19 protein-coding genes are annotated in these 22,810 nt (G+C 30.5%); 5 read left to right on the top strand and 14 right to left on the bottom strand.

Going from position 1 to position 22,810, the window contains the following annotated elements; all coding sequences use genetic code 11:
* Positions 1 to 11: 11 nt before the first annotated feature.
* From P3875_RS08090 to P3875_RS08055, 8 genes are all read right to left on the bottom strand, one after another.
* Complete coding sequence (locus P3875_RS08090; protein ID WP_303443458.1) at positions 12 to 980, bottom strand: carbon-nitrogen hydrolase family protein; 969 nt, start codon at positions 978 to 980, stop codon at positions 12 to 14.
* Positions 981 to 999: 19 nt separating this feature from the next.
* Positions 1,000 to 1,359, bottom strand: a complete 360-nt coding sequence (locus tag P3875_RS08085; RefSeq protein WP_303443457.1) for a DUF1304 domain-containing protein — start codon at positions 1,357 to 1,359, stop codon at positions 1,000 to 1,002.
* Between the two features lie 3 nt (positions 1,360 to 1,362).
* The gene (locus P3875_RS08080; RefSeq protein WP_303443456.1) at positions 1,363 to 1,788 is read right to left on the bottom strand and encodes an acyl-CoA thioesterase; all 426 of its coding nucleotides are present in this window, start codon (positions 1,786 to 1,788) and stop codon (positions 1,363 to 1,365) included.
* Positions 1,789 to 1,825: 37 nt separating this feature from the next.
* Entirely contained in the window at positions 1,826 to 3,406 is a 1,581-nt protein-coding gene (locus P3875_RS08075) for an AMP-binding protein (RefSeq protein WP_303443455.1), read from the bottom strand.
* 2 nt (positions 3,407 to 3,408) lie between these two features.
* The gene (locus P3875_RS08070) at positions 3,409 to 5,700 is read right to left on the bottom strand and encodes an oxidoreductase (protein ID WP_303443454.1); all 2,292 of its coding nucleotides are present in this window, start codon (positions 5,698 to 5,700) and stop codon (positions 3,409 to 3,411) included.
* Positions 5,697 to 6,305 carry a flavin reductase family protein gene (locus P3875_RS08065; RefSeq protein WP_303443452.1) on the bottom strand — a complete coding sequence of 203 codons (609 nt, stop codon included), beginning with the start codon at positions 6,303 to 6,305 and terminating at the stop codon, positions 5,697 to 5,699. Before P3875_RS08065 ends, P3875_RS08070 begins: the two co-directional genes overlap by 4 nt.
* 69 nt (positions 6,306 to 6,374) lie before the next feature.
* Positions 6,375 to 7,184 (bottom strand): DUF4249 family protein, encoded by an 810-nt coding sequence (locus P3875_RS08060; RefSeq protein WP_303443451.1) that lies wholly within the window; start codon positions 7,182 to 7,184, stop codon positions 6,375 to 6,377.
* A 2-nt stretch (positions 7,185 to 7,186) separates the two neighbouring features.
* Positions 7,187 to 9,559 (bottom strand): TonB-dependent receptor, encoded by a 2,373-nt coding sequence (locus P3875_RS08055; RefSeq protein ID WP_303443450.1) that lies wholly within the window; start codon positions 9,557 to 9,559, stop codon positions 7,187 to 7,189.
* Between the two features lie 166 nt (positions 9,560 to 9,725).
* On the opposite strand from P3875_RS08055, the gene P3875_RS08050 reads away from it, so the two are divergent.
* On the top strand, positions 9,726 to 11,054 hold the full coding sequence (locus P3875_RS08050; RefSeq protein WP_303443449.1) for a peptide-N-glycosidase F-related protein: 1,329 nt from the start codon (positions 9,726 to 9,728) through the stop codon (positions 11,052 to 11,054).
* A gap of 39 nt (positions 11,055 to 11,093) precedes the next feature.
* Here P3875_RS08050 and P3875_RS08045 read toward each other — a convergent pair whose 3' ends face one another.
* Entirely contained in the window at positions 11,094 to 11,699 is a 606-nt protein-coding gene (locus P3875_RS08045; protein WP_303443447.1) for a hypothetical protein, read from the bottom strand.
* A 132-nt stretch (positions 11,700 to 11,831) separates the two neighbouring features.
* On the opposite strand from P3875_RS08045, the gene P3875_RS08040 reads away from it, so the two are divergent.
* On the top strand, positions 11,832 to 13,115 hold the full coding sequence (locus P3875_RS08040) for an NAD(P)/FAD-dependent oxidoreductase (RefSeq protein ID WP_303443446.1): 1,284 nt from the start codon (positions 11,832 to 11,834) through the stop codon (positions 13,113 to 13,115).
* Here P3875_RS08040 and P3875_RS08035 read toward each other — a convergent pair.
* Entirely contained in the window at positions 13,112 to 14,188 is a 1,077-nt protein-coding gene (locus tag P3875_RS08035) for a DUF3810 domain-containing protein (RefSeq protein ID WP_303443445.1), read from the bottom strand. The genes P3875_RS08040 and P3875_RS08035 overlap by 4 nt on opposite strands.
* Before the next feature lie 66 nt (positions 14,189 to 14,254).
* Here P3875_RS08035 and P3875_RS08030 point away from each other — a divergent pair, with 66 nt between their 5' ends.
* Both P3875_RS08030 and P3875_RS08025 read left to right on the top strand, forming a co-directional pair.
* Positions 14,255 to 14,518: a (2Fe-2S) ferredoxin domain-containing protein gene (locus P3875_RS08030; RefSeq protein ID WP_303443444.1), complete on the top strand. Its 264-nt coding sequence runs from the start codon at positions 14,255 to 14,257 to the stop codon at positions 14,516 to 14,518.
* A 103-nt stretch (positions 14,519 to 14,621) separates the two neighbouring features.
* Complete coding sequence (locus P3875_RS08025) at positions 14,622 to 16,085, top strand: aminoacyl-histidine dipeptidase (protein WP_303443443.1); 1,464 nt, start codon at positions 14,622 to 14,624, stop codon at positions 16,083 to 16,085.
* Between the two features lie 111 nt (positions 16,086 to 16,196).
* Here P3875_RS08025 and P3875_RS08020 read toward each other — a convergent pair whose 3' ends face one another.
* Positions 16,197 to 16,820: a hypothetical protein gene (locus tag P3875_RS08020; protein WP_303443442.1), complete on the bottom strand. Its 624-nt coding sequence runs from the start codon at positions 16,818 to 16,820 to the stop codon at positions 16,197 to 16,199.
* Between the two features lie 197 nt (positions 16,821 to 17,017).
* Positions 17,018 to 18,430, bottom strand: coding sequence for a 23S rRNA (uracil(1939)-C(5))-methyltransferase RlmD (rlmD, locus tag P3875_RS08015; RefSeq protein WP_303443441.1), 1,413 nt, complete (start codon positions 18,428 to 18,430; stop codon positions 17,018 to 17,020).
* Between the two features lie 176 nt (positions 18,431 to 18,606).
* Between rlmD and rocD the strand changes: the two genes are divergently transcribed.
* Entirely contained in the window at positions 18,607 to 19,839 is a 1,233-nt protein-coding gene (rocD, locus tag P3875_RS08010; protein WP_303443440.1) for an ornithine--oxo-acid transaminase, read from the top strand.
* Between the two features lie 10 nt (positions 19,840 to 19,849).
* Here the strand turns inward: rocD and P3875_RS08005 are convergent, their stop codons facing one another.
* Positions 19,850 to 21,019, bottom strand: a complete 1,170-nt coding sequence (locus P3875_RS08005; RefSeq protein ID WP_303443439.1) for a hypothetical protein — start codon at positions 21,017 to 21,019, stop codon at positions 19,850 to 19,852.
* Positions 21,020 to 21,060: 41 nt separating this feature from the next.
* Positions 21,061 to 22,761: an RluA family pseudouridine synthase gene (locus tag P3875_RS08000; RefSeq protein ID WP_303443438.1), complete on the bottom strand. Its 1,701-nt coding sequence runs from the start codon at positions 22,759 to 22,761 to the stop codon at positions 21,061 to 21,063.
* Positions 22,762 to 22,810 lie beyond the last annotated feature (49 nt).

Genomic DNA, 22,810 nt, shown 5'->3' with positions numbered 1-22,810 from the left:
AAAGAAGAATTTTAATCTTCGGATTTATTTATAAATGTAATTTTTTTAGTAGGTGCAATATTCACGCGTAAATCAAAAATATCAAAACGGTTGTAATGTCCTAATATATCGTGCATTTGTTTAGGCTGTATGCATTTTGATAAATCAATATCGGCATAAACAATTCCTTCTTCATCAATTAAAGGCGAACCAATTACCGCACCATTTGGACCAATAAAACCAGAAAAAGCACTATTTTTTCTATCTAATAATTCATCAATATTAGGAACATCGGCACGTAATGCATCTTTAATTTCTTGCGAAATAGTTGAACACGAAACAATTGTAAACAGTTTGCCTTCAAACGAATGCGCTGCTGCGCGAATTTTAATAGCTTCGGCCATATCATAATCGGGTGGAGCAACTGGTAGCGAAATATAATTAGCAATGTGTATTAATTCACCTTGAGAAAGCAAAGTAAATCGAGCCAAAGTGTTGGTGTTTTCGCCACAAGCTAATGTTCCTACCGGACCTACAGAGGTATTGTATACTTTTAACGAAGATCCATCTCCACTTGTCCATGTTAATTTTTCGGCCCAAGTAGGTACTAATTTTCTGTGTTTGCCTATAACATTTCCGTTGTTATCTATAATTAAATTGGTATTATAAATTTCGCCAAAACTATCGCCACGTTCGTTAATTCCTATAACAATATTCATGTCGAAATCTTTTGCAGCTTTGTATAGTTTTTGCATAGATGCATCATTAACAGCAACCGAGTTTTTATATAATTCTTCGTACCATTTGCTGCCTTGAACGGGTGTCATAACCCAGTTCCAATACGGATAGCCAGCTATAAAAACTTCGGGAAAAGCAATTAATTTAGCTCCATTTTCATGTGCTTCTTTTATAAAATTTATGGCTTTATCTATTGTTTTCTCTACATTTAAAAATACAGGTGCGGTTTGTACCGTAGCTGCTTTAAATTGTTTAAATTCCATAATTACGTGTTTTAATTTTTTAAAAGTGTACAGCGATTAATGCTAAAATTGCGGGAACTGCTTGTACAAAAAATATTTTTTTTGATGCGGTAATTGATCCGTAAATTCCTGCTACAATTACACAACTTAGAAAAAATATACTTACATATAAGGCCCATTCATTATTATTTATTAAAATAGACCATATTAAACCAGCTGCCAAAAAGCCATTGTATAAACCTTGATTAGCAGCTAATGCTTTTGTGGGTTTAAATAGATTTTCGGGTATTGATTTAAAAGTACGTTTTCCAATGGTTTCCCAAGCAAACATTTCAAAATACATAAAGTATAAATGTTCAAGGGCTACCAAACCGATTAATATTTTTGAAATTAAATACATTTGCTAATTATCTAATAAATATTTTTCAATTTTTGCTTTCACTTCTTCATTAAAAGCTTCTGCTTTAATTGTTTTTCTATCTTCGGCAATGGCAACGTTTACTAAAGTAACTTCGCCTTCTAAAACCGTTTTTTCTTGTTGGTTGATGAAATGAAAACCACAAACTACCGATGAACTTTTTAATTCTTTCACCCATAATTTTTTGGTTAGTATTTCGCCAATTCTTGCAGCATTTTTAAACTGAACTTTTAAATCAACCGTAGGAATTCCGTTTGTTTCGTGGATTTTAGAAAAAGGTCGGTCTAAAGCTTCTTCAAACCAATCTTCTACTAAATCGTTTAACATTTCAAAAAAACGCGGATAAAAAACAATACCTGCAAAATCGGTATGTCTAAATCGTATTTGTTCTTCTTTTATAAAATAACTCATTATATATGTCTTAATACTTAAATCTAAAATTTTAATACTACTTCAACTTAAAACGCTGAATTTTACCTGTTTCGGTTTTTGGTAATTTATCTAGAAAATGAATTACGCGAGGGTATTTATACGGAGCAGCATTTTCTTTAAACCAGTTTTGAATGTTTTTTGCAAATTCTTCAGATGCGTTTTCTTTATTTTTTAAAACAATATTGGCACAAACCAACATACCACGGTCTTTATCAGGCAAACCAACAACAGCACATTCTAAAATTTCGTGGTGCGTAAGCAATACACTTTCTACTTCAATTGCAGCAATATTATAGCCCGATGAAATAATCATATCATCACCACGTGCTACAAACCAAAAATAGCCATCGGTATCTTGTTTAAAAATATCACCTGTTATATTCCAACCGTTTTGTACATATTCTTGTTGCTTTTCGGGTCTATTTAAATATTTGCAGCCCGTGATTCCACGAACAGCCAAACGTCCAGGAGTTTCGCGCGGAAGTTCATTTCCATTTTCATCAACAATTTTGGCTTCATATCCAGTAATAGCAACACCTGTTGCGCCAGGTTTCATGTTTTCTTGGTTTGATGAAATAAAAATATGCAACATTTCGGTGGCTCCGATACCATCAATAATTTTTAAACCAGTTTCATTGTACCAATCTTCCCAAATTTTTAAAGGAAGTGTTTCACCTGCCGAAACACATCTACGTAAACTTGTTAAGTTGTAATCCTTGGCTTTTTCTGTGAGTATACGCCAAGCAGTGGGTGCAGTAAAACAAATGGTAACCTTATGGTTTTGAATAACCTCTAAAAGTACATCGGGACTTGGTTTTTCAATTAAAAAAGAACTTGATCCAAAGTACATTGGAAACAAAACCAAACCGCCTAAACCAAATGTAAAGCCAATTGGAGGACTTCCAGCAAATACGTCTTTTTCGGTAGGTTGTAATGAATACTTTGGAAAAGCTTCGCAAATATTCAATAAATCTTTATGAAAATGTGCTGTCATTTTTGGATTACCAGTTGTACCTGAAGTAAACCCAATAATTGCAACATCGTTAGCATTATTGTTAAAGTTTTCAAACGTTTTAGGTTTAGACTGCATCAACTTTTCTATTGACCCATTTCTGTAAAAAGCAATAGATTTTAGATAGGTTGATTCTACCAAATTAATCTCGTCGGCCAAAGCACTATCACAAATAACATGAGAGATTTCGGCGCATTCAATCAACGTTTTCAGTTCTTTTGCGCGCAGCAAAGGCATGGTTGCTACCACAATACCACCTGCTTTTAAAACTGCAAACCAACAAGCAACCATCATAGGATTGTTACAAGAACGCAGTAAAACACGGTTGCCTGGTTGTAAACCTAAATCGTTAATTAAAACATGAGCAATTTGGTTTGCTTTTTCATACAAATCGTTATATGTCCATATTTCATCAAAAGTTTTTAAACAAATATTTGAACCTTTACCATTTGCAATGTGTTGGTCTAAAAAACGTGCTACACAATTCAGATTTTCAGGTTGGTTAAACTGCGGTAAATCCAAAAACAAATAATCGGGTTGTAAATCTTTATTCGGTAAATGATTTACAGCAAACAAATCTTTCATAATTATTTCTTGTTGCTTTTAGGTTTTAAAGCCTTTTTCATACGCTCGGTTTGTTTTCTTTCAGAAATTGTTGTGCTGTATAAATTTTCAATTCCTTTTTGGTATTGATTTGGAACATCGTTAATAGCGATTTGTTCGTAAGCTTGAGCTTTTCTAACAAAATACGGATCTAATAATAACGGTTTTCCAAGGGCAACTAAATCGGCTTTGCCACTTAAAATAATGGTATTTATTTGATCGATATCAGTGATAGAACCTGCAGTAATTGTAGGGATATCTATGGTGTTTCTAATCATATCAGCAAAAGGAACCTGCCACATTCTACCCATTTTAGGATTTTGATTTTCTACGGTGTTTCCTGTTGATACATTAATAATATCGGCGCCCGCTTTTTTGAATTCTGATGCTATAAAAAGAACATCTTCTGGTGAAATTCCATTGGTTGCCCAATCGGCTGCAGAAATTCGCACAGAAATTGGTTTTTCAATAGGGAAGTTTTCTCGAATGGCGTTAAAAACCTGTAAAGGAAATTTTAATCTATTTTGAATAGAACCACCAAATTCATCTGTTCTTAAGTTGGTTAAAGGCGATAAAAACGATGCCAATAAAAATCCATGATGTGCTTGTAACTCAATCATATCAAAACCTGCTTTTTCGGCATTTTTTGCTGCTTTTACAAATAGATTGATCGTGTTTTGCATATCATTAACACTCATTTCTTTAGGAACAGCCATTTTGTTGTTAAATGCAATTGCCGATGCCGATTTTAATTCCCAAGCATCATTTAAAGGTTCGTTTACGCCTTCCCAAGGTTTTTTTACAGCCCCTTTTCTGCCTGAATGTCCAAGCTGAATGGCTATTTTACTTGAAGAGTTTTCATGAATAAAATCGGTAATTTTTTTCCATTCGGTAATTTGTTCTTCATTGTAAATACCTGCACACCCCAATGTGATTCTTCCATTAGGTTCAATGGCCGTCATTTCGGTTATAATCAATCCTAAACCACCAATTGCGCGAGAGGTGTAATGCTGAAAATGCCAATTGTTAACTAAGCCATCATTAGCGGCGTATTGCCCCATAGCACTCATTACAATTCGGTTAGGTAACTGTAAATTACGCATTTTAAAGGTTGAAAAAGCTGCTGCCTTAGTTTGGTTGTTATTGATTTGATTAAATTCTTTTAGAACTTTATCTGTATACGATTGATCGCGTAACCGAAGGTTTTCATAAGTTACTTTTTTAGACCTCGTCATGCATCCAAATGAAAATTGATTGAATGGAAAGTGAGTGTATCTATTCATATTTTCAAACCAATCTAATGATACCGTAGCAGCATATTGAATCATTTCTACAGCATTTCTGCGGGTTTCATTATATTGATTAAAGGCGTTTTGAACATTATTAGGGTGCATCATTAAGGCATCAAATAAACCAATAGCACAATCCATAGCTAATTTAGTACCCGAACCTATTGAAAAATGTGCTGTTGCTTTAGCATCGCCTAATAAAACAATGTTGTTATGGTACCAGTTTTTGTTTGTAACATGCGGAAATTGACGCCAATGCGATTTATTAGTGATTAAAGGGTGACCATCTAACTCATCTTTAAAAATTTCAGAAAGTTTAGATACAGTATCTGTTTCGTTTTCAACTTGAAACTGTAATTTTTCCCAAGTATCGTTGGTACATTCAAAAATCCAAGTACTCATACCTTCTTCGTATTGATAGGTGTGCGCAACAATGGTTCCAAATGGAGTTGTTCTAAAGAAATAAGTGAATGCATCAAGTGGTTTGGTAGAACCCATCCATACAAATCGGTTTGATTTTAATTGAATATTTGTACCAAATTCTTCTTGAAATTGGGTTCGGATAGCACTTGCAATACCATCGGCAGCAACAATAATATCAGAATCGTTAAATTGAGATAAATCGTCAACATTGTATTCAAAATGTAGTTTTACGCCTTCTTCTTCACAACGTTGATGTAATAATTTAAGTAAGGTTTTACGTGAACAACCACAAAAACCATTTCCTGCAATACTTACTTGTTCACCATCACGAGCCACAATAATATCGTCCCAATATGCAAATTTGCTACGTATTAATTCGTACGATTGCATATCGCGCTTTAAAAATTCGCCTAAAGTTTCATCTGAAAAAACCACACCAAAACCAAAACTATCTTCTGGCTTATTGCGTTCGTACACATTAATTTCGCAATGAGGCATTGCTTTTTTGGTTAAGATTGAAAAATAGAGTCCACCTGGACCACCGCCAATAACCGTTATTTTCATAAATTTCGTTTTATTGTAAAAATTTCGCCAAGTTTACTGTAGTTTGCACCAGCTAAACGGGCAATAGGTTGGTATTTAGTTAAATTAATTTTATAGTTTTCTAGTAGAATATCGTCGTTAACGTGCATCATTAACACTTTACCAATTACTACACAAGCGCCACCATTTTTATGATCTTCTAAAAAATAATGATGCACCATTTCACATTCAAAATGCGCCTTTGCTTGCGCAACACGTTTTGGTTTAATTAATACGCTATTTATTGGTGTAAGGTTTGCTAATTGAAATTCATCAACAGAATTTTCAACTATGTTTGCAGTAGTATTCATTTGTTCAACCAAATCACTGGTAACTAAATTAACAACAAACTGTTTATTTGCTAGAACATTATTTAGAGTGTCTTTATTTTTGTTTCCTGTCCGAACGGTTGAAAACATTACATGGGGCGGATCTTCGCCTACTACATTAAAAAATGAAAAAGGCGCTAAGTTATTAACCCCATTTTCATCTACAGTTGAAATCCAACCAATGGGGCGGGGTATTACTAAACCTGTTAACAATTTATAGATTATACCAGAATCGGTATCGTTTACAGAAATTTGCATAAAAAAATGTAGTTTACACAAATAACGTAAAAATTATTTAAAAAGTTAATTTTTTTCTAAAAAAACAGCCTATTTTATAGTGTAGTTGTACTGGTTACGCTTTGAAATATGAAAGTATCCTAACGCAAAATTTTGTTGATTATTTTGATTGATAATATTGCCTTTTATAGTACCAACAGGACTAGCAAACGGATTGCCTGATTCGCCTGAAATTGAAATTAATTTTGATAAATAATTGTAATACTGTTTGTTAATAGATGTTATGTAATGTGTTAATTGATCACCAGGCTGTAAATCTGTTTTCTCATAAAAATACAAATCACTCATAACATTTCCATTTGAAAATTGATCGTTGAAAACTGCATAGGTTTTATCAACAGGAGAAATTATTTGTACCAAGTAGAAATTTTCTTCGTTTGGATTGTCTTTAAAATTAAAGTTTATTTCATAGGAATCACCTGTAAAACCACCATCGTTTTTTTGGTCAACACTTATAATTTCTGGTGAAGTCAATAAAGTAGATGTAGCTGTGTATGTTTCGTTATTATAAACTACAGTTAATTGATAGGATTTTCCTACTTGTGGATTAAAATTATTATTAATAAAATCGCCATTGTTGTTGTTTAAAAAATTATATACAATGTTTGTACTAAGGTCGGTGATTTGAACAGTAGCGTTATTTATTTTAGGAAAAACACTATCGTAAAAATCAGTTGTTGTTGATAATGTAATTTTGTTCAAAGTAGGTTCGCCTACAAAAATATTACCTTCTATTACTAGTCTAGGCTTATTTTGATCGAAATTAAGTACAATTTCTTCTTCGCAACTAATCAATAATAAACTACAAATTACACTAAATAAATAAAGTATTTTTTTCATAACTAAAATTTAAAATTGTAAGTAATGCTTGGAACAATACCAAAGATAGATAGTTTGGTTGTTTCGGTTAAATTATCTGAACCCTCAACAGTTCTAAAGCTAATTGAAGCAGCATTTTTACGATTGTACACGTTATAAACACCAAAGACCCATTCGCTTTGCCATTTTCTATTTTCGTTTTTAGTAGGTGTATAAGTTGCCGAAATATCTAAATGATGAAAAGCAGGCATGCTGTAATTATTACGTTTGTTATAGTTTGGAACTTGAAAACCTAAAAATTCATATTTGCCGTCTGGATAAGTTACGGGGCGTCCTGATTGTAATACAAAAGCAGCATTAAAGCTCCATTTTTTTGTAAATTCATAATTTGCAACAACCGATAAATCATGTAAACGATCGTGCGCTGTGCGGTACCATTCGCTGTTGTTTATACCTTTTTCATTTGCATTTCTACCAGGTGTTTGCTGCAAACTTTTTGCAATGGTATATGCAAGCCAACCGCTTAATTTACCCGTGTTTTTTCGCAGTAAAAATTCTAAACCATAAGCTTCAGTTTTACCTGTTAATAACACTTGTTCAATTGCACGGTTACCTATTAAGTCGGCACCATCAATATAATCTAATCTATTTTTTCCTAATTTAAAGTACGATTCAATTTCTAACGAATATTCATTCTCCTTAAAATTTTTAAAATACCCAACCGCATATTGGTCAACTATTTGTGGTTTAATGTATGGACCACTTGGTTCCCAAATATCAAGTGGAGTAGCAGCAGTTGTGTTAGAAATTAGATGTACGTATTGTGACATACGATTGTAACTAAACTTTACAGATTGCTCATCGTTTAAAAGTAAAGACACAGCTAAACGAGGTTCAAAATTATTAAACGTACTAATTGTTTTGTTTTTGTTATAAAATTTAGTGGCTATAGGTACAGCTTTTTCATAAGTTTCGGTTTGCTCATTATAATCAACGGGGTTGCTGTTTTGGTAAATGTTTATAGATTCTTGTCCTAAGCGTTTAAAATTGCTATATCGCAAGCCGTAGTTTACTATTAAATGTTTGTTTAATTCATGTTCGGCTTCTAAAAAAACGGCGTTTTCCCATGCAAATTTGTGAGGAATTTGGTAACGGTTTATTTCAGAATCAATAGAATTTGGTTCAATTAAACCGGGGTTAAAATTGTAGTATAAACTACTTAAACCATATTTTAACGAAAGTTTTTCGTTAACATCGTGATTGATTTTATAATTAAAATCGAAATTTTTAATACCTGATTTCCAATTAAAACCAATAAAATTTAAGGTTAATCCGTAATAATAATCAGAAAAACGAAATGAAGTTTCACCGTTTATATCAGAATTATAATTACTGTTCCAAGTTAAATTAGCAACGGTGTTACCAAAATTGTTGTCAAAATTATCGTTGAATTTAAAAATATCTCTTCCAAAATAACCTGTAAAATACAATTGATTTTTGTTATTAAGTAAATAGCTCCATTTAGTGTTTAAATCATAAAAATAAGCAGTACTTTTTATATCGGTAAATTTTAAAAATAAGTGCGCATACGAAGCTCTGCCAGCAAATAAGTATGATAATTTATCTTTAATTATAGGACCTTCTACCAATAATCTACTAGATAAAATACCTAAGCCACCAGTTGTTTTAAAATTTTTAAAATCGCCACTTTTTTGGTTAATTTCTAAAACCGACGATGTCCTTCCGCCATAACGTGCAGGTATACCGCCTTTATACAATTTTATATTACTTATGGCATCGTTATTAAAAACAGAAAAAAAGCCATATAAATGTGAAGAACTATAAACCGAAGTTTGATCTAAAAGCAGCAAATTTTGATCAGATCCACCTCCACGAACATTAAACCCCGATGTACCTTCACCAGCATTAGCAACACCTGGTAGTAATAATATGGTTTTTAAAACATCGGTTTCACCTAAAACTACGGGCGCTTTTTTTATTTCAGCTGCGGTTAGCTTGTTAACACTCATTTCGGGTTTTCGAATGTTAATTTTATTGGTAGTATTAATAACAATTTCGTCTAAAGCTTGCGCATCGGTCTTTAAACTAAAATTAAGAATAGTGTTTTGATTTACATCAATTTTTTGAGTAATGTATTGAAAACCTTCTACATATAAAGTAAGTTGATGTGTGCCACTTTCAATACTTAAATTATAGTTACCAAGTTCATCGGTTTGGGTAATTGTTTCTGAATTATCTAAGTAAAAACTAACTGATGTTAAAGCAATTGGTTTATTATTAGTAACTTGTGTAATTTTACCAGATACATTAAATTTATTTTGAGAAAATGCCATTGAAGCACTTAAAATACTTACAATTAATAAGGTTTTTTTCATAGAATTTTTAGTATGCTAAAAATAAATGTTTAATTTAAATAAAATAAGCTAACTAATTAATACATATATGGTTATTAATTTGTGTTTAAAGATACTATTTTTAAACTACATAAAGATGTTACAAATATTAGTTTTTTTTCATAATTTTAAAAAAAATATATAATTCATGAGAAAAAATTATTTTATAGCTTGTTTAGTTACTTTTTTGACTTTTTTTAGTGTTTATTCGCAAACAAATCAATTAAAGATTTTTGATAAAATTGTGTTTTACAACGGATATGCGGCAACAAGTACCCTTCCAACTCCAACAGGTGTTGTACGTTTAGCAAATGCAAAGTATGCAAAAAAAATAGAGGCTTCTGATTTATCACAAGTATTAAATACTTTATCATTAAACGTTACTATAAATGCATTGTGCGATAATTATGATCGTATTGGTGGTGCATTTTTAACTTTTGTTCCAACTGGTGATCCGGTTACATCGGCAAATAAAAAAACAATAGAAATAGGTAGATTTATAACGCCTTTTATGAACAAAAACGTGGCGCCAAATGAAGTTGCTTATAATTTTGATTTAAATCATTTAGTTGGTGTATTTAAAGATCCTACTTTTTTACAAAACAATGATATTTGGGTAGAATTCTTTTTGTTTGGTGTACCAACTGCTGCTCAAACTCAAATTGCTGGTTGTGCAGGTAGAGAAGATGTTTTTGAAGGAACTTTAGTTTTTGAATCTACTTCTGGAACAAATCCAACAATGACTTTTACACCAAAACCATTATGGAACAAAATTGAAATTAACAAAACAACAAAAACCGATGTTTGGGGAACTGCAGCCCGTGTAGTTTATTTTAATAACAGTGACCAATTAAATAATGCATATGTACATTTAATTACATCGGCTCATGGTGCTGGTCAAGGTGGTGAAGAGTATGTTCGTAGAGACCATAACGTATCTTTTGATAACAATTTGTTATTAACGTATAAACCGGGTGGTTTAAGTTGTGAACCTTTCCGTCAGTACAATACTCAAGCTAATGGTATTTATGGTTCATCACCGAAAACAGCAAGTTGGTGGGCAAGTTGGAATAATTGGTGTCCAGGCGATAAAATTCCAAATAGATTAATTCCTTTAGGTAATGTTGCACCAGGTAACCATTTTTTAAAAGTTGATATTCCTACAGGTGTTTTTCCTAATAACGACGATAAAGTTGTTATGTCGGCTTTTATTTATTCTGAAGATAATGTCGCTTTAAATAATAAAGATTTTGAAATAATTGATTACAGTATTTATCCAAATCCAACATCAGATTTTATTAATGTTGAAGCTAGTATGTCTGTAAAACAATTATCTATTTACGATATGAATGGAAAAAAATTAGTTAATTCTAATACAACAAAAATAAATGTAGAAAATTTATCTAACCAAATGTATATGTTACATATAACGCTTGAAAATGGTAAAACGTTGGTAGAAAAAATTGTAAAAAAATAATATATAACATTTAAAAAGTCGCTTTTAAAGCGACTTTTTTTATAGGGTATTTTTTAAAATGTAGTAATAGCTGTTTAATTTTTTTAAAAAGATACTATAAGTTAATTTGTAAATTATCCACATAACAAACAAAATAAAAATGGTTGAAATTAAACAAGTTACTATTAAAATAAAATAAAAAGAAAAACCATTGTTTAAATCAGGTTCATTTGTACTTGTAATAATTGTTAGATACATTGTTATGTAAATAATAACCAAATAAGCACTTAAAATACTTAAAACATAAAAATTTAAAGACTTTTTTATAAAACTAATACTTTGTAAAAGAGTTTCAAAGTTGTTTTTCAATTTTACAAAATATATAAAATAGGCACAAACTATAGAAAAAGCAATTGGAAAAACTATAAAAACGAAATCAACAATTTTAAGTAAAGTATCTAAAAAGCAATTAACTTTTAATTCTTCAGAATCATCAACCATTAAACTTATCGATATAAAAAGAAATAATTTAAGAAGGTTAACAAAAATGATCAATCCAAATGTTTTAATCGCTTTCTTTTGTATAAAAACATAAAGTTCTTCTCTGTTTTTAAAATCAAAATTATTTCTGTTTGTGTAATTATCTTTAAAAAAACGTAGTTTCATTATAATTTTATTCTAATAAATTGCAAAATAACAACTTATTTTAAAATATATCGCAATATTGTAAAAAACTGTTTGCTATGTATTTATTGTCAATTTGTTTGTAATTTTGTTTAACAATAAACTATAAAAAGCATGTTAAATATACCAGATTCTAAAAACCCAAGAGTTGTAATTATTGGCGGTGGCTTTGCAGGCGTATCTTTAGCCCAAAAGCTTAAAAACAAAAACTTTCAGGTTGTTTTGTTAGATAAACATAATTATCACAATTTTCAACCATTAATGTATCAAGTAGCAACAGGTGGATTAGAATCGGGAGCCATTGCTTATCCTTTACGCAAAATTGTTCAAGATTATAAAGAAGCCTTTTTTAGAATGGCATTGGTTGAAAAGTTAGATACCGATAACAAAAAAATAATTACCGATATTGGCACCATATATTACGATTATGTTGTTATTGCGACAGGTTCAACAAATAATTATTTTGGCAATACCCAAATAGAAAAAAATAGTATGGTTATGAAAACCATACCCGAAGCTTTAAACTTAAGGAGTTTAATTTTAGAAAATTTTGAACTAGCGTTACAAACTAATGATTTACAATTGCGCAAGGCACTTATGAATTTTGTTATTGTTGGTGCCGGACCAACAGGGGTGGAGTTAGCCGGTGCTTTAGCCGAAATGAAAAATGCTGTTTTTCCTAAAGATTATCCAGATTTAGATATATCACAAATGGAAATTAATTTAGTGCAAGGTTCTGAAAATATACTTGATGCAATGTCGCGTAAATCGTCAAAAGCAGCCGAAAAATTTTTAAAGAATCTAGGTGTTAAAATTCATTTAAAAACCATTGTAACTAATTACGATGGAAATAAAGTAGAAACTAAAAACAGTTTAGTTTTTGAAACCCAAGCCTTAATTTGGTCTGCAGGAGTAAAAGGAGCACCCGTAAGCGGAATAGATAGAACTTTAGATCGTGCTTCACGTATAAAGGTTAATGAATTTAACCAAGTTGAAGGTTTTACAGATATTTTTGCTATTGGAGATGTAGCTGCAATGTATGGTGAAAAATACCAATATGGGCATCCAATGATGGCACAACCAGCAATTCAACAAGGTGCTTTATTAGCTGAAAATTTAGAACGTTTAGAAAAAAAGCAATCACTTAAAAAATTTGTTTACAACGATAAAGGGTCAATGGCAACAATTGGTAGAAACAAAGCTGTTGTAGATTTACCTAAGTTACATTTTAACGGGGTTTTTGCATGGTTTGTTTGGATGTTTGTTCATTTATTTTCACTTATTGGCTTTAAAAATAAATCATTGGTATTTTGGAGTTGGGTATACAATTACTTTGTTTTTGATCGTGAATCACGTGTAATTATTCGTCCTTTCCGTAAAAACCGAATTAATAATTAATAAAAGGAAGCGTCTTTCGGATATTTTTTGTTGTAATTTATCAATAAATCAACAAATTTATTATAAGATCTAATGCCTTCTTTTTGATTGTTCATTTTTAAAAAAGTTCCATACATATATTTTAAAACATACGAAGAAACATTTCGTTTATTTTTCCAAAACAATTCGCTTTCAAGTATATTTTCCTGAACGCCTTTGTTTAATTGATTAAAAAGTAATTGATAAGTTTCTTCGTTTTCTATTTTATACTCTTTTAAGCAATACTTTAAAGCGTACAAATTTGCAGCATATTTAAAATGTAATTCATTGCTTTGCAACATGTTTTTATATCCAAAAAAGTTTGCTTCGGCTTCACTAGCAATTCCTAATTGATGGGCCATTTCATGTGCAACAGTTACAGGCATACCAACTGTTGGTATTTTTATATTAACTTGGTTTTCATGTGTAAATGGGTTAAAATAACCACTAAATCCTGCATACGACAATACGTGTGAATATAAAGAAGGTTTTACTTTATTAATTTTGTTTTCAATTAAAATGCTTTTTAAATTTTCAGGTAGTTTTGTATAATTCTGTTTTGCTACACAATTAAAATTGTCTAAATCAAGCTTAATTTCTACTTTTTTTTCTGTGTTTTTGGTAATAGCAGTTTGTTGTTTGTTTACAATATAAATTAATCTATTCGTTATCGAATCCAAATCAGATTTAGAATAATTATTTTCCAATTTTAATTGATTTGCAACGCTGTATTTATAATTATTAAAGCCCCAAAATAGCTGAAACAATGCTAAAAAAGTTATTATGCAGCATGATAAAACGTAAAATAATTTTATATATTTTTTTAACTTAATTAGATTATAACTTTTAAGCAGAATAAATAATACTACGATTGCATACAATAAATCGCCTACTGAAAAGGGAACAATCGAAAAAAAACTTAAAAATTTATCTAAATACACATAAATGTTTTTATTGTAATAATCATTAAAAAAAGAAGTGTAATTATTAGTATATAAATAACTTAATATTAATAAACTTGCTGTAAAAGATATGATGAAATATTTTTTATTCATTTTTATATTTTATTTAGAACAAATAAAAATTATTATTTATATTTGTACTCGATAAAGATAATGATTATGAGTAAATGTAAATCTTTTAATGAAGTAATTTATTTTTGCGATGGAAAAAAATGCTGCAGATATAATGAAGAAGCAAAATCATGCTTAAAAGAATTATTGTGCGATAACGGACTTAATAAATGCGTATCGCTACAAAAAATGAAATGCCAAGGTATGTGTAAAAGTGCCCCCGTTTTTTATATTGATTCTGAAAAAAAATATAAAAAAGAAGTAACAAAGAAAAAAGCCGAAAAAATATTTACCAAATATATAGTTGCCTAAAAAAATAATTATTGTTTTATTTTGTATGCAAAGCCATTTTAAACAAAGTTTAAAGTGGCTTTTTTATTTAATAATAGCTAACTTTGATAAAATTTTAAAAAATATGAGTCAAGATATTCGCAATTTAGAACCACTTCCGTTGTGGAATCATTTTGCCGATTTAAATGCTGTTCCACGTCCTTCTAAAAAAGAAGAACGAGTTATTGCTTTTATGAAACAATTTGGTGAAAATTTAGGTTTAGAAACCATTGTTGATGAAGTTGGTAATGTAATTATAAAAAAACCGGCTACTGCTGGTATGGAAAATCGCAAAACCATTGTAATGCAATCGCATTTAGATATGGTACACCAAAAAAATAACGACACCGTTTTTGATTTTGACAACCAAGGTATCGAAATGTATATCGACGGCGATTGGGTACGTGCAAATGGAACCACTTTAGGAGCTGATAACGGAATTGGTGTAGCAACTATCATGGCTGTTTTAGCATCAACCGAAATTAAACACCCAGCTATTGAAGCGCTGTTTACTATTGATGAAGAAACGGGTATGACCGGAGCAATGGGCTTAAAAGGCGGATTACTTGAAGGGGATATTTTATTAAATTTAGACACCGAAGACGATGAAGAGATTGATATTGGTTGTGCCGGCGGAGTAGATGTTACAGCTATTGCTGATTATGAAGAAGAAGATTTACCAGACGGTTCGGTTGCTTACAAAATTACTGTTAAAGGCTTAAAAGGTGGACATTCAGGTATGGATATTCATAAAGGCTTAGGTAATGCCAACAAAATTATGAATAGATTGTTATTTAACAGCTTTGATAATTTTGGTTTACAAATTGCCAGCATAAATGGTGGTAGTTTGCGTAACGCTATTCCGCGTGAAAGTGTTGCAGATGTTATTATTGCAAAAATGTACGACGAATCGTTTGTATTTGATATGCAAAAAATAGTACACGAAATTAAAACTGAGTTTGCTACTACAGAACCAAATTTGGAAATTATTTTTGAAAAACAAGATACTTTACCAAATAAAGTAATGCCTGCAATGGCTCAATTTTATTTAGTTCGTGCGCTTTACACCGCTCACAACGGAGTTTATAGAATGAGTGCTGATTTTGATGATTTAGTAGAAACATCAAATAATATTGCAAAAGTTACGGTTGCAAATGGTAAATTACAAATTCAATGTTTAACCAGATCATCTGTAGAAACTTCTAAGTTTGATTTAGCTAATGCTTTACGTTCTGCCTTTGAATTAATGGGTTGCGAAGTTACTTTTTCGGGTTCATATCCAGGTTGGACACCCAATCCAAATTCATCAATTTTAAAAGTTTTAGATGAATTGTATCAAAAACAAAATGGTAAAAAAGCTAATGTTGTGGCATGCCACGCTGGTTTAGAATGTGGTATTTTAGGTACAAATTATCCCGATATGAAAATGATTTCGTTTGGTCCTAACATTCGTGGAGCACATTCACCAGAAGAACGTGTTTCCATTTCATCAGTTCAAAAATATTGGAATTTTGTTTTAGAAATTTTGCAAAACATTCCAATTAAGTAAATTAAAAAAAACGTCTCAATATTAATAATTTGAGACGTTTTTTAATTTATTACTCTTTAGTTTATAAGTTTATTTACAAATTCAGTTAAAGCTCTTCCTTTAAATAGAGGATTAATTATTTGATGTTGTTTTTTTAAATTGATTTAAATATTTCTCTTTGAAAATTTTTATTTCTTCATATTTATTTATTTTCAAGATATCTAATAGATTTAAATAATTTATTTTTTCAAGATTGCAATACTCAATTAGAATAAACTTTTCATTATGTATCTGATTTTTGTAAAGTTGCTGGAAATAAATGTGTTTTGAAGTATTGTCATTGAATGTAATTTTTAATTCATTTCGGGTTCCATTTGATTTTTTTGCCTTAAAAGCTCTACGATGATTAATGGAACGGCCTTTATAATCGAATGTATTTATTTCAATTTTTTTTATAGAATTTATAGAATATAAGTGATTATTGATAATAATACCTTCTTTTGAAAAATCTAAAGTCTGATTTAAATCTCCATTTAACTTTTCAAACCGAAAAAAACTAAAAATATTGTATATAATAGATAATGGGATTAATAACATTATTATTATAAACAATGTAAAAGAAATCCAATTAACAAAAGAATTTTCAAAATTAAAGATATGAACAAGTAAAATAAATATACAAATTGAAACTAAATATATAATTTCAAAACTTATTTTTTTTTTGGAGTTGTATTTTGTAAATAATTTATAACTCATTTTGTTTTAAAAATATTACAAATATCGACTTGCTTATTGCCGAAAGTAACGGGAACTTAAACTCAATAGAAATACCAAAGTTCAAATATATTTAAAGTTGTTGCAAAAATGGTAATTTCAAATTTATTGTAGTTTAAGTATTTATTTATCTAAATTTAAAAACGGGAATCTCATTGTTTTGAGATTCCCGTTTTAAATTATCGTTTTTCTAATAAAACTACATTTTCAACGTGATGTGTTTGTGGAAACATATCTACTGGGCGTACACGAACTACTTTATACAATTCATCCATTAAAGCCAAATCACGTGCTTGTGTAGCTGAATTACAACTTACATAAACAACTTTTTTAGGAGCAATTTTTAAAATTTGCGCCACCACATCTTTATGCATTCCATCGCGTGGCGGGTCGGTAATAATTACATCTGGTTGTCCGTGTTGTGCAATAAATTCATCGTTAAACACATTTTTCATATCTCCTACAAAAAATTCACAATTGGTAATGTTGTTGCGTTCTGCATTAATTTTAGCATCAGCAATTGCTTCGGGCACGGCTTCAACACCTATAACTTTTTTTGCTTTTTTAGATACAAATTGAGCAATGGTTCCTGTACCAGTATACAAATCGTAAACCAATTCTTCACCAGTTAAGCCAGCAAAATCACGAGTAATGCTGTACAATTCATAAGCTTGTTCAGAATTTGTTTGGTAAAACGATTTTGCATTTATACTAAATTGTAAACCTTCCATTTCTTCTAAAATATAATCGCGTCCATAGAAACAAAATACATTTTGATCGTAAATGGTATCGTTTAATTTACTGTTTATTACATATTGTAACGAAGTGATTTCTGGAAAGCGATCCTTAATAAAATTTAAAAGCAATTCGCGTTTTTGCTTGTCTTCTTTAAAAAATTGAATCAACACCATAATTTCACCTGTAGATGCTGTTCTAATCATTAAAGTACGTAATAAACCACTGTTTTCACGCGGATTGTAAAATTCTAAGCCATTTGTGTTTGCAAAAGCTCGAATTTCGTTACGTATTGCGTTAGAAGGATCTTGTTGTAAGTGACACTTTTTAATGTCAAGAATTTTGTCCCACATTTTTGGAATGTGAAAACCTAATGCATTTTCTTTACCTAATTCTTCACCCGATTGAATTTCAGCATCGGTTAACCAACGTGCGTTAGAGAAAGAAAACTCCATTTTATTTCGGTAAAAAAATTGCTTTTCCGAACCTAAAATAGGTTCAAATTGTGGTAATTCAATTTTACCAATTCGTTTTAAATTATTTTCAACTTCTTGATGTTTGTAGCCTAACTGAAATTTATAATCCATGTTTTGCCATTTGCAACCACCACAAGCTCCAAAATGTTCACAAACGGGCTCCACACGTTTATCAGAAAACTTATGAAAAACAACCGCTTTACCTTCGTAATACGCTTTGCGTTTTTTAAAAGTTTGCACATCAACTACATCTCCCGGAACTACATTCGGAATAAAAATTACTTTACCATCGGCAGCTTTACCAACCGATACGCCTTTTGCTCCTGCATCAAGGACTTCAACGTTTTCGAATACGATTTTGTCTGTTTTTTTTCTTCCCATGATGCAAAAATACTAATTGTTTACTAACATTTTTCAAACGTTTGTAATTTATATTGTTTTTAAAAATGCGTATATTAAATTTTTTAAAAGATATGTTTTTATTAACTTGCACATTGGATGATTTCTCTCCAATTTAAGAAGGAATTACTTAATTTAAATTTTATAAACTAATAGTAATGAATAGTTTATCAAGTAACGATGCAATTGCATTAGAAGAAAAATACGGGGCGCATAATTACCATCCGCTACCGGTTGTATTATCAAAAGGCGAGGGGGTTTTTGTTTGGGATGTTGAAGGAAAAAAATATTACGATTTTTTATCGGCATATTCAGCAGTAAATCAAGGGCATTGCCATCCTAAATTAGTAGAAGCTATTACAAAGCAAGCTGAACAACTTACCTTAACTTCGCGCGCTTTTTATAACGATAAATTAGGACCTTATGAAGAGAAAATAACCAAATTATTTGGGTTTGATAAGGTTTTACCAATGAATTCGGGTGCGGAAGCTGTAGAAACAGCTATTAAATTAACCAGAAAATGGGCATACGAAGTAAAAAAAATTAAAGAACAAGAAGCTGTGATTATTGTTTGCGAAAATAATTTTCACGGAAGAACAACTACCATTATTTCGTTCTCAAACGATCAAGATGCCCGTAAAAATTACGGTCCATATACCGAAGGTTTTGTTCGCATACCTTATAATAATGTTGAAGCCTTAAAAGAAGTTATAGGTAACCAAAATGTTGCAGGTTTTTTAGTTGAGCCAATTCAAGGAGAAGCAGGCGTTTTTGTGCCAGATACTGGATATTTAACTGCGGCATATGAATTGTGTAAACAAAATAATGTGTTGTTTATAGCAGATGAAGTTCAAACGGGAATTGCGCGTACAGGTAAAATGTTGGCTGTTGATCATGAAAATATACAACCCGATGTTTTAATTTTAGGAAAAGCACTTTCTGGGGGTATGTATCCTGTTTCTGCAGTATTAGCTAACGATGCAGTAATGAATGTGATTAAACCAGGACAGCATGGTTCAACTTTTGGTGGAAATCCTGTTGCAGCAGCTGTTGCAATGGCTGCGTTAGATGTAGTTATTGATGAAAAACTTGCAGAAAACGCCGATAACTTAGGGAATTTATTCAGACAAAAATTAAACGATTATATTCAAACATCAACCATTTGTTCATTGGTTCGCGGAAAAGGCTTGTTAAATGCTATTTTAATTAACGATACCGAAGATAGTGATACCGCATGGAATATTTGTTTGCGTTTACGTGATAATGGTTTGTTAGCAAAACCAACACATGGTAATATTATCCGTTTTGCACCACCTTTGGTGATGAACGAAGAGCAACTTTTAGATTGTGTACGTATTATTACAGAAACGCTAAAAGAATTTGAAAGATAAAAAAAGAGGCTTAGGCCTCTTTTTTAGTTAATAATCTATGTCGTTCTACTGGTTTTAAAGTATCAAAATGGTAACGGTAAGTACGTAATTTTCTACTATGTTCAGCACCTAATCCTTTAGCAATATTAATCATTTTAGGGTTAAAATCGCCAATCCATTGCATTTCATAATCAGTATAACTCAGCTGACTTTTCATTACTTTCTGGCCTTCAATAATCATAAAATTATCAACTCCTTTACCTTGCCATTCTGGTACTACACCAAAAGCAATACCAACAACGCGTTTACTTTTTTGAAATGTTTTATACCAAAGAAATTGTAATTTTTGAAGGATACCAAATTTTCCATTTAAATGCTTAAAGTATTGATTTAAGTCAGGTAAATTTAACCAAAATGCAACTGGTTCGTTTTTATAATATACAAACCATACAATTTTAGGGTCAATAACCGGTTTCATGGTTTTAAAAATTAATTTCCCTTGGTTAAGGGTTAAATCTTTACCACCACCATGGCTTGCCCATGCTTTATTATAAATTGTTACAAAATCGGCAACATACTTATCTAAATTATTTAATTTTAAATACTCTGCTTTAAAATTACTGTCTTTAGCAATAGCTTCATGACGGTCATGTAATTTAGGTTGTAATTTTTGTGTTATAGGTAAAGAAAAACATTCTTGATTAAAATAAGTTTTAAAACCATAGTTTTCAAATAAATCAATATAATACGGAAAATTGTAATTCATATTATAAAGTGGTTCGTGAAAACCTTCAATAAGTAATCCCCACCATTGATCGCGTTCACCAAAATTAATTGGCCCGTCCATGGTTTCAATTTCATTTAAAAGAAACCATTTTTTTGCTTCGTTAAATAAATAGTTTGCCGCTTTTTGGTTGTTTATACATTCAAAAAAGCCAATACCACCAACGGCAGCTTTACCTTCGTATTTAGGATTAATAAAGGCAGCTATTCTACCAATAATTTCATTATTACTGTTAAAAAGTATCCAACGTATTGCTTTTCCACCGCGTTTAAAAAGTTTGTTTTCTTGGGTATCAAACACCTTTTCAATGTCTTGATTTAAAGGTTGAATCCAGTTTTTTTCGTCTGCGTAAAGTTTTTTAGGAAAATTTAAAAACTGTTGGCGTGTTTTTTTATTATTTACTTCAACTGTATACATGTGCTTTATAAAGATTCACAAATTTATTAAATTTTGTTTAGTTAAAATTCAGGTTGAACCTGAAAACTTACATTTTCTTTATAAATAGGATGAAAAAATTCTAACATATTTGCGTGTAAATGTAATCTATTGGCTTTTGTACCATATAAATCATCACCAATAATTGGTGTATTTAAGCCTAAATTATGTGCTGCATGTACTCTTAATTGATGTGTACGGCCGGTTATTGGAAAAAATTGAATACGTGTTGTATTTTCTTTTCGTTCTAAAACAGTGTATTTGGTTATGCCCATTTTACCGTATTCATAGCAAACAATTTGTCTAGGTCTATCGTCTAAATCTACTCTTAAAGGCAATTCAATACAACCATTATCATTTTTAACTATACCATTTAAAAGCGCTATATAGCTTTTTTTGACCTTGCGTTTTATAAATTGCTTTTGAAGATTTTCGTGTACATCTTTATTTTTAGCTAAAACCATTAACCCCGATGTAGACATATCCAATCTATGAACAATTAACGGTCCGGTTGCATTTGGATATCTGTTTTTTATTCGTTCATAAACAGAATCGGTTATATGAATACCTGGAACCGATAAAAATTCGGCAGGTTTATTTACAATTACTAGATATGGATCGTCGTATACAATTTCAAGCTCTTTATTATTAGCTGGATTGTTTAGAAAAGGGTTTTCATCAACCTGTAAACCTTGTAACATATGACCTAAAATAGGTTCGCACTTGCCCCAACACGATGGATAAAATTGTTTGTGTAAACGAACTTCAGATTTTGGAGGTGCTCCCCACCAAAATTCAGCTAATGCAATTGGTTCTAAATTATTTTTAAAAGCATATTGAAACAATTTAGGGGCACAACATTCACCCGCACCAGCAGGCGGATGGTTATGTAACGAATTTTTAAATATTTCTAATAACGATTTTTCTTCTTTTTTACTATTTAAAAAGGTATAGTTTGTAAACAACCAATTTTGTAACGCGTTTGATTTTATTTTACGTTCTTCTTTTAATTGTGTAATTTTTTCAGTGAATAACTCAATTTTTTGGGTAAGATTTTCAAGTTTTTGTTTGTACTCAATCGTAATTGTTTTTAAAAGATGTTTTTCATGTAAACTTTGTTTAATTAAATCAGCTTCCAAAATTTCATATTCATCAGTTGTACAAGTTTCTTTTAGCTGCAATCGTTTTTGTTTTCGTGCAGCTTTTTTAAAGGTCATTTGTTGTTTAAATGATTCAATTTCAATGGTTGAAGTGGCTTTTAAATCCTCTAAATTTAAAAGTAATGTATTTAAATCACTATTGTTTTCTAAAAGTTCAATTTCGTAATTTATACTGTTTAATTCAGTTTCCTTTCTTAAAAAATAACTATTTTGAGAAAGCATATCAAAAACAGGAGGTACGAAAAATGCAACTGAATTACTATTTGCTAATTTACCTGAATAAGCTGTAATAAAACCAATTTCATTTTCTTTTTTAACAACTAAAACACCAAACATTTTTCCAATGGGTAATAAATGATTGTTGTTGTTTAAACCAAAATTATGTTTAAGTTCTTCGTTGTTTTCTAAATAAAATTGCACTTGATTTGCAGCCATTTCACATAAAGGATGTACATTATAATAAAACGGAAAGTTTAATTTTTCAGGTAGTTTAATATGTGAAATATCTTTGTTAAAAGCAATAAAACAATTGGTGCTTTTATGATTTGTGTTATTTAAATGCATGATAATAATGTCTGAAAAGTACAACTAATTGCGATTTTTTTTAAGCACA

The sequence above is a fragment of the Myroides sp. JBRI-B21084 genome (assembly GCF_030545015.1).
Lineage (GTDB): Bacteria > Bacteroidota > Bacteroidia > Flavobacteriales > Flavobacteriaceae > Flavobacterium.
The sequence above is the reverse complement of the archived record's forward strand: the minus strand, read 5'-3'. Positions and strand labels throughout refer to the sequence as shown.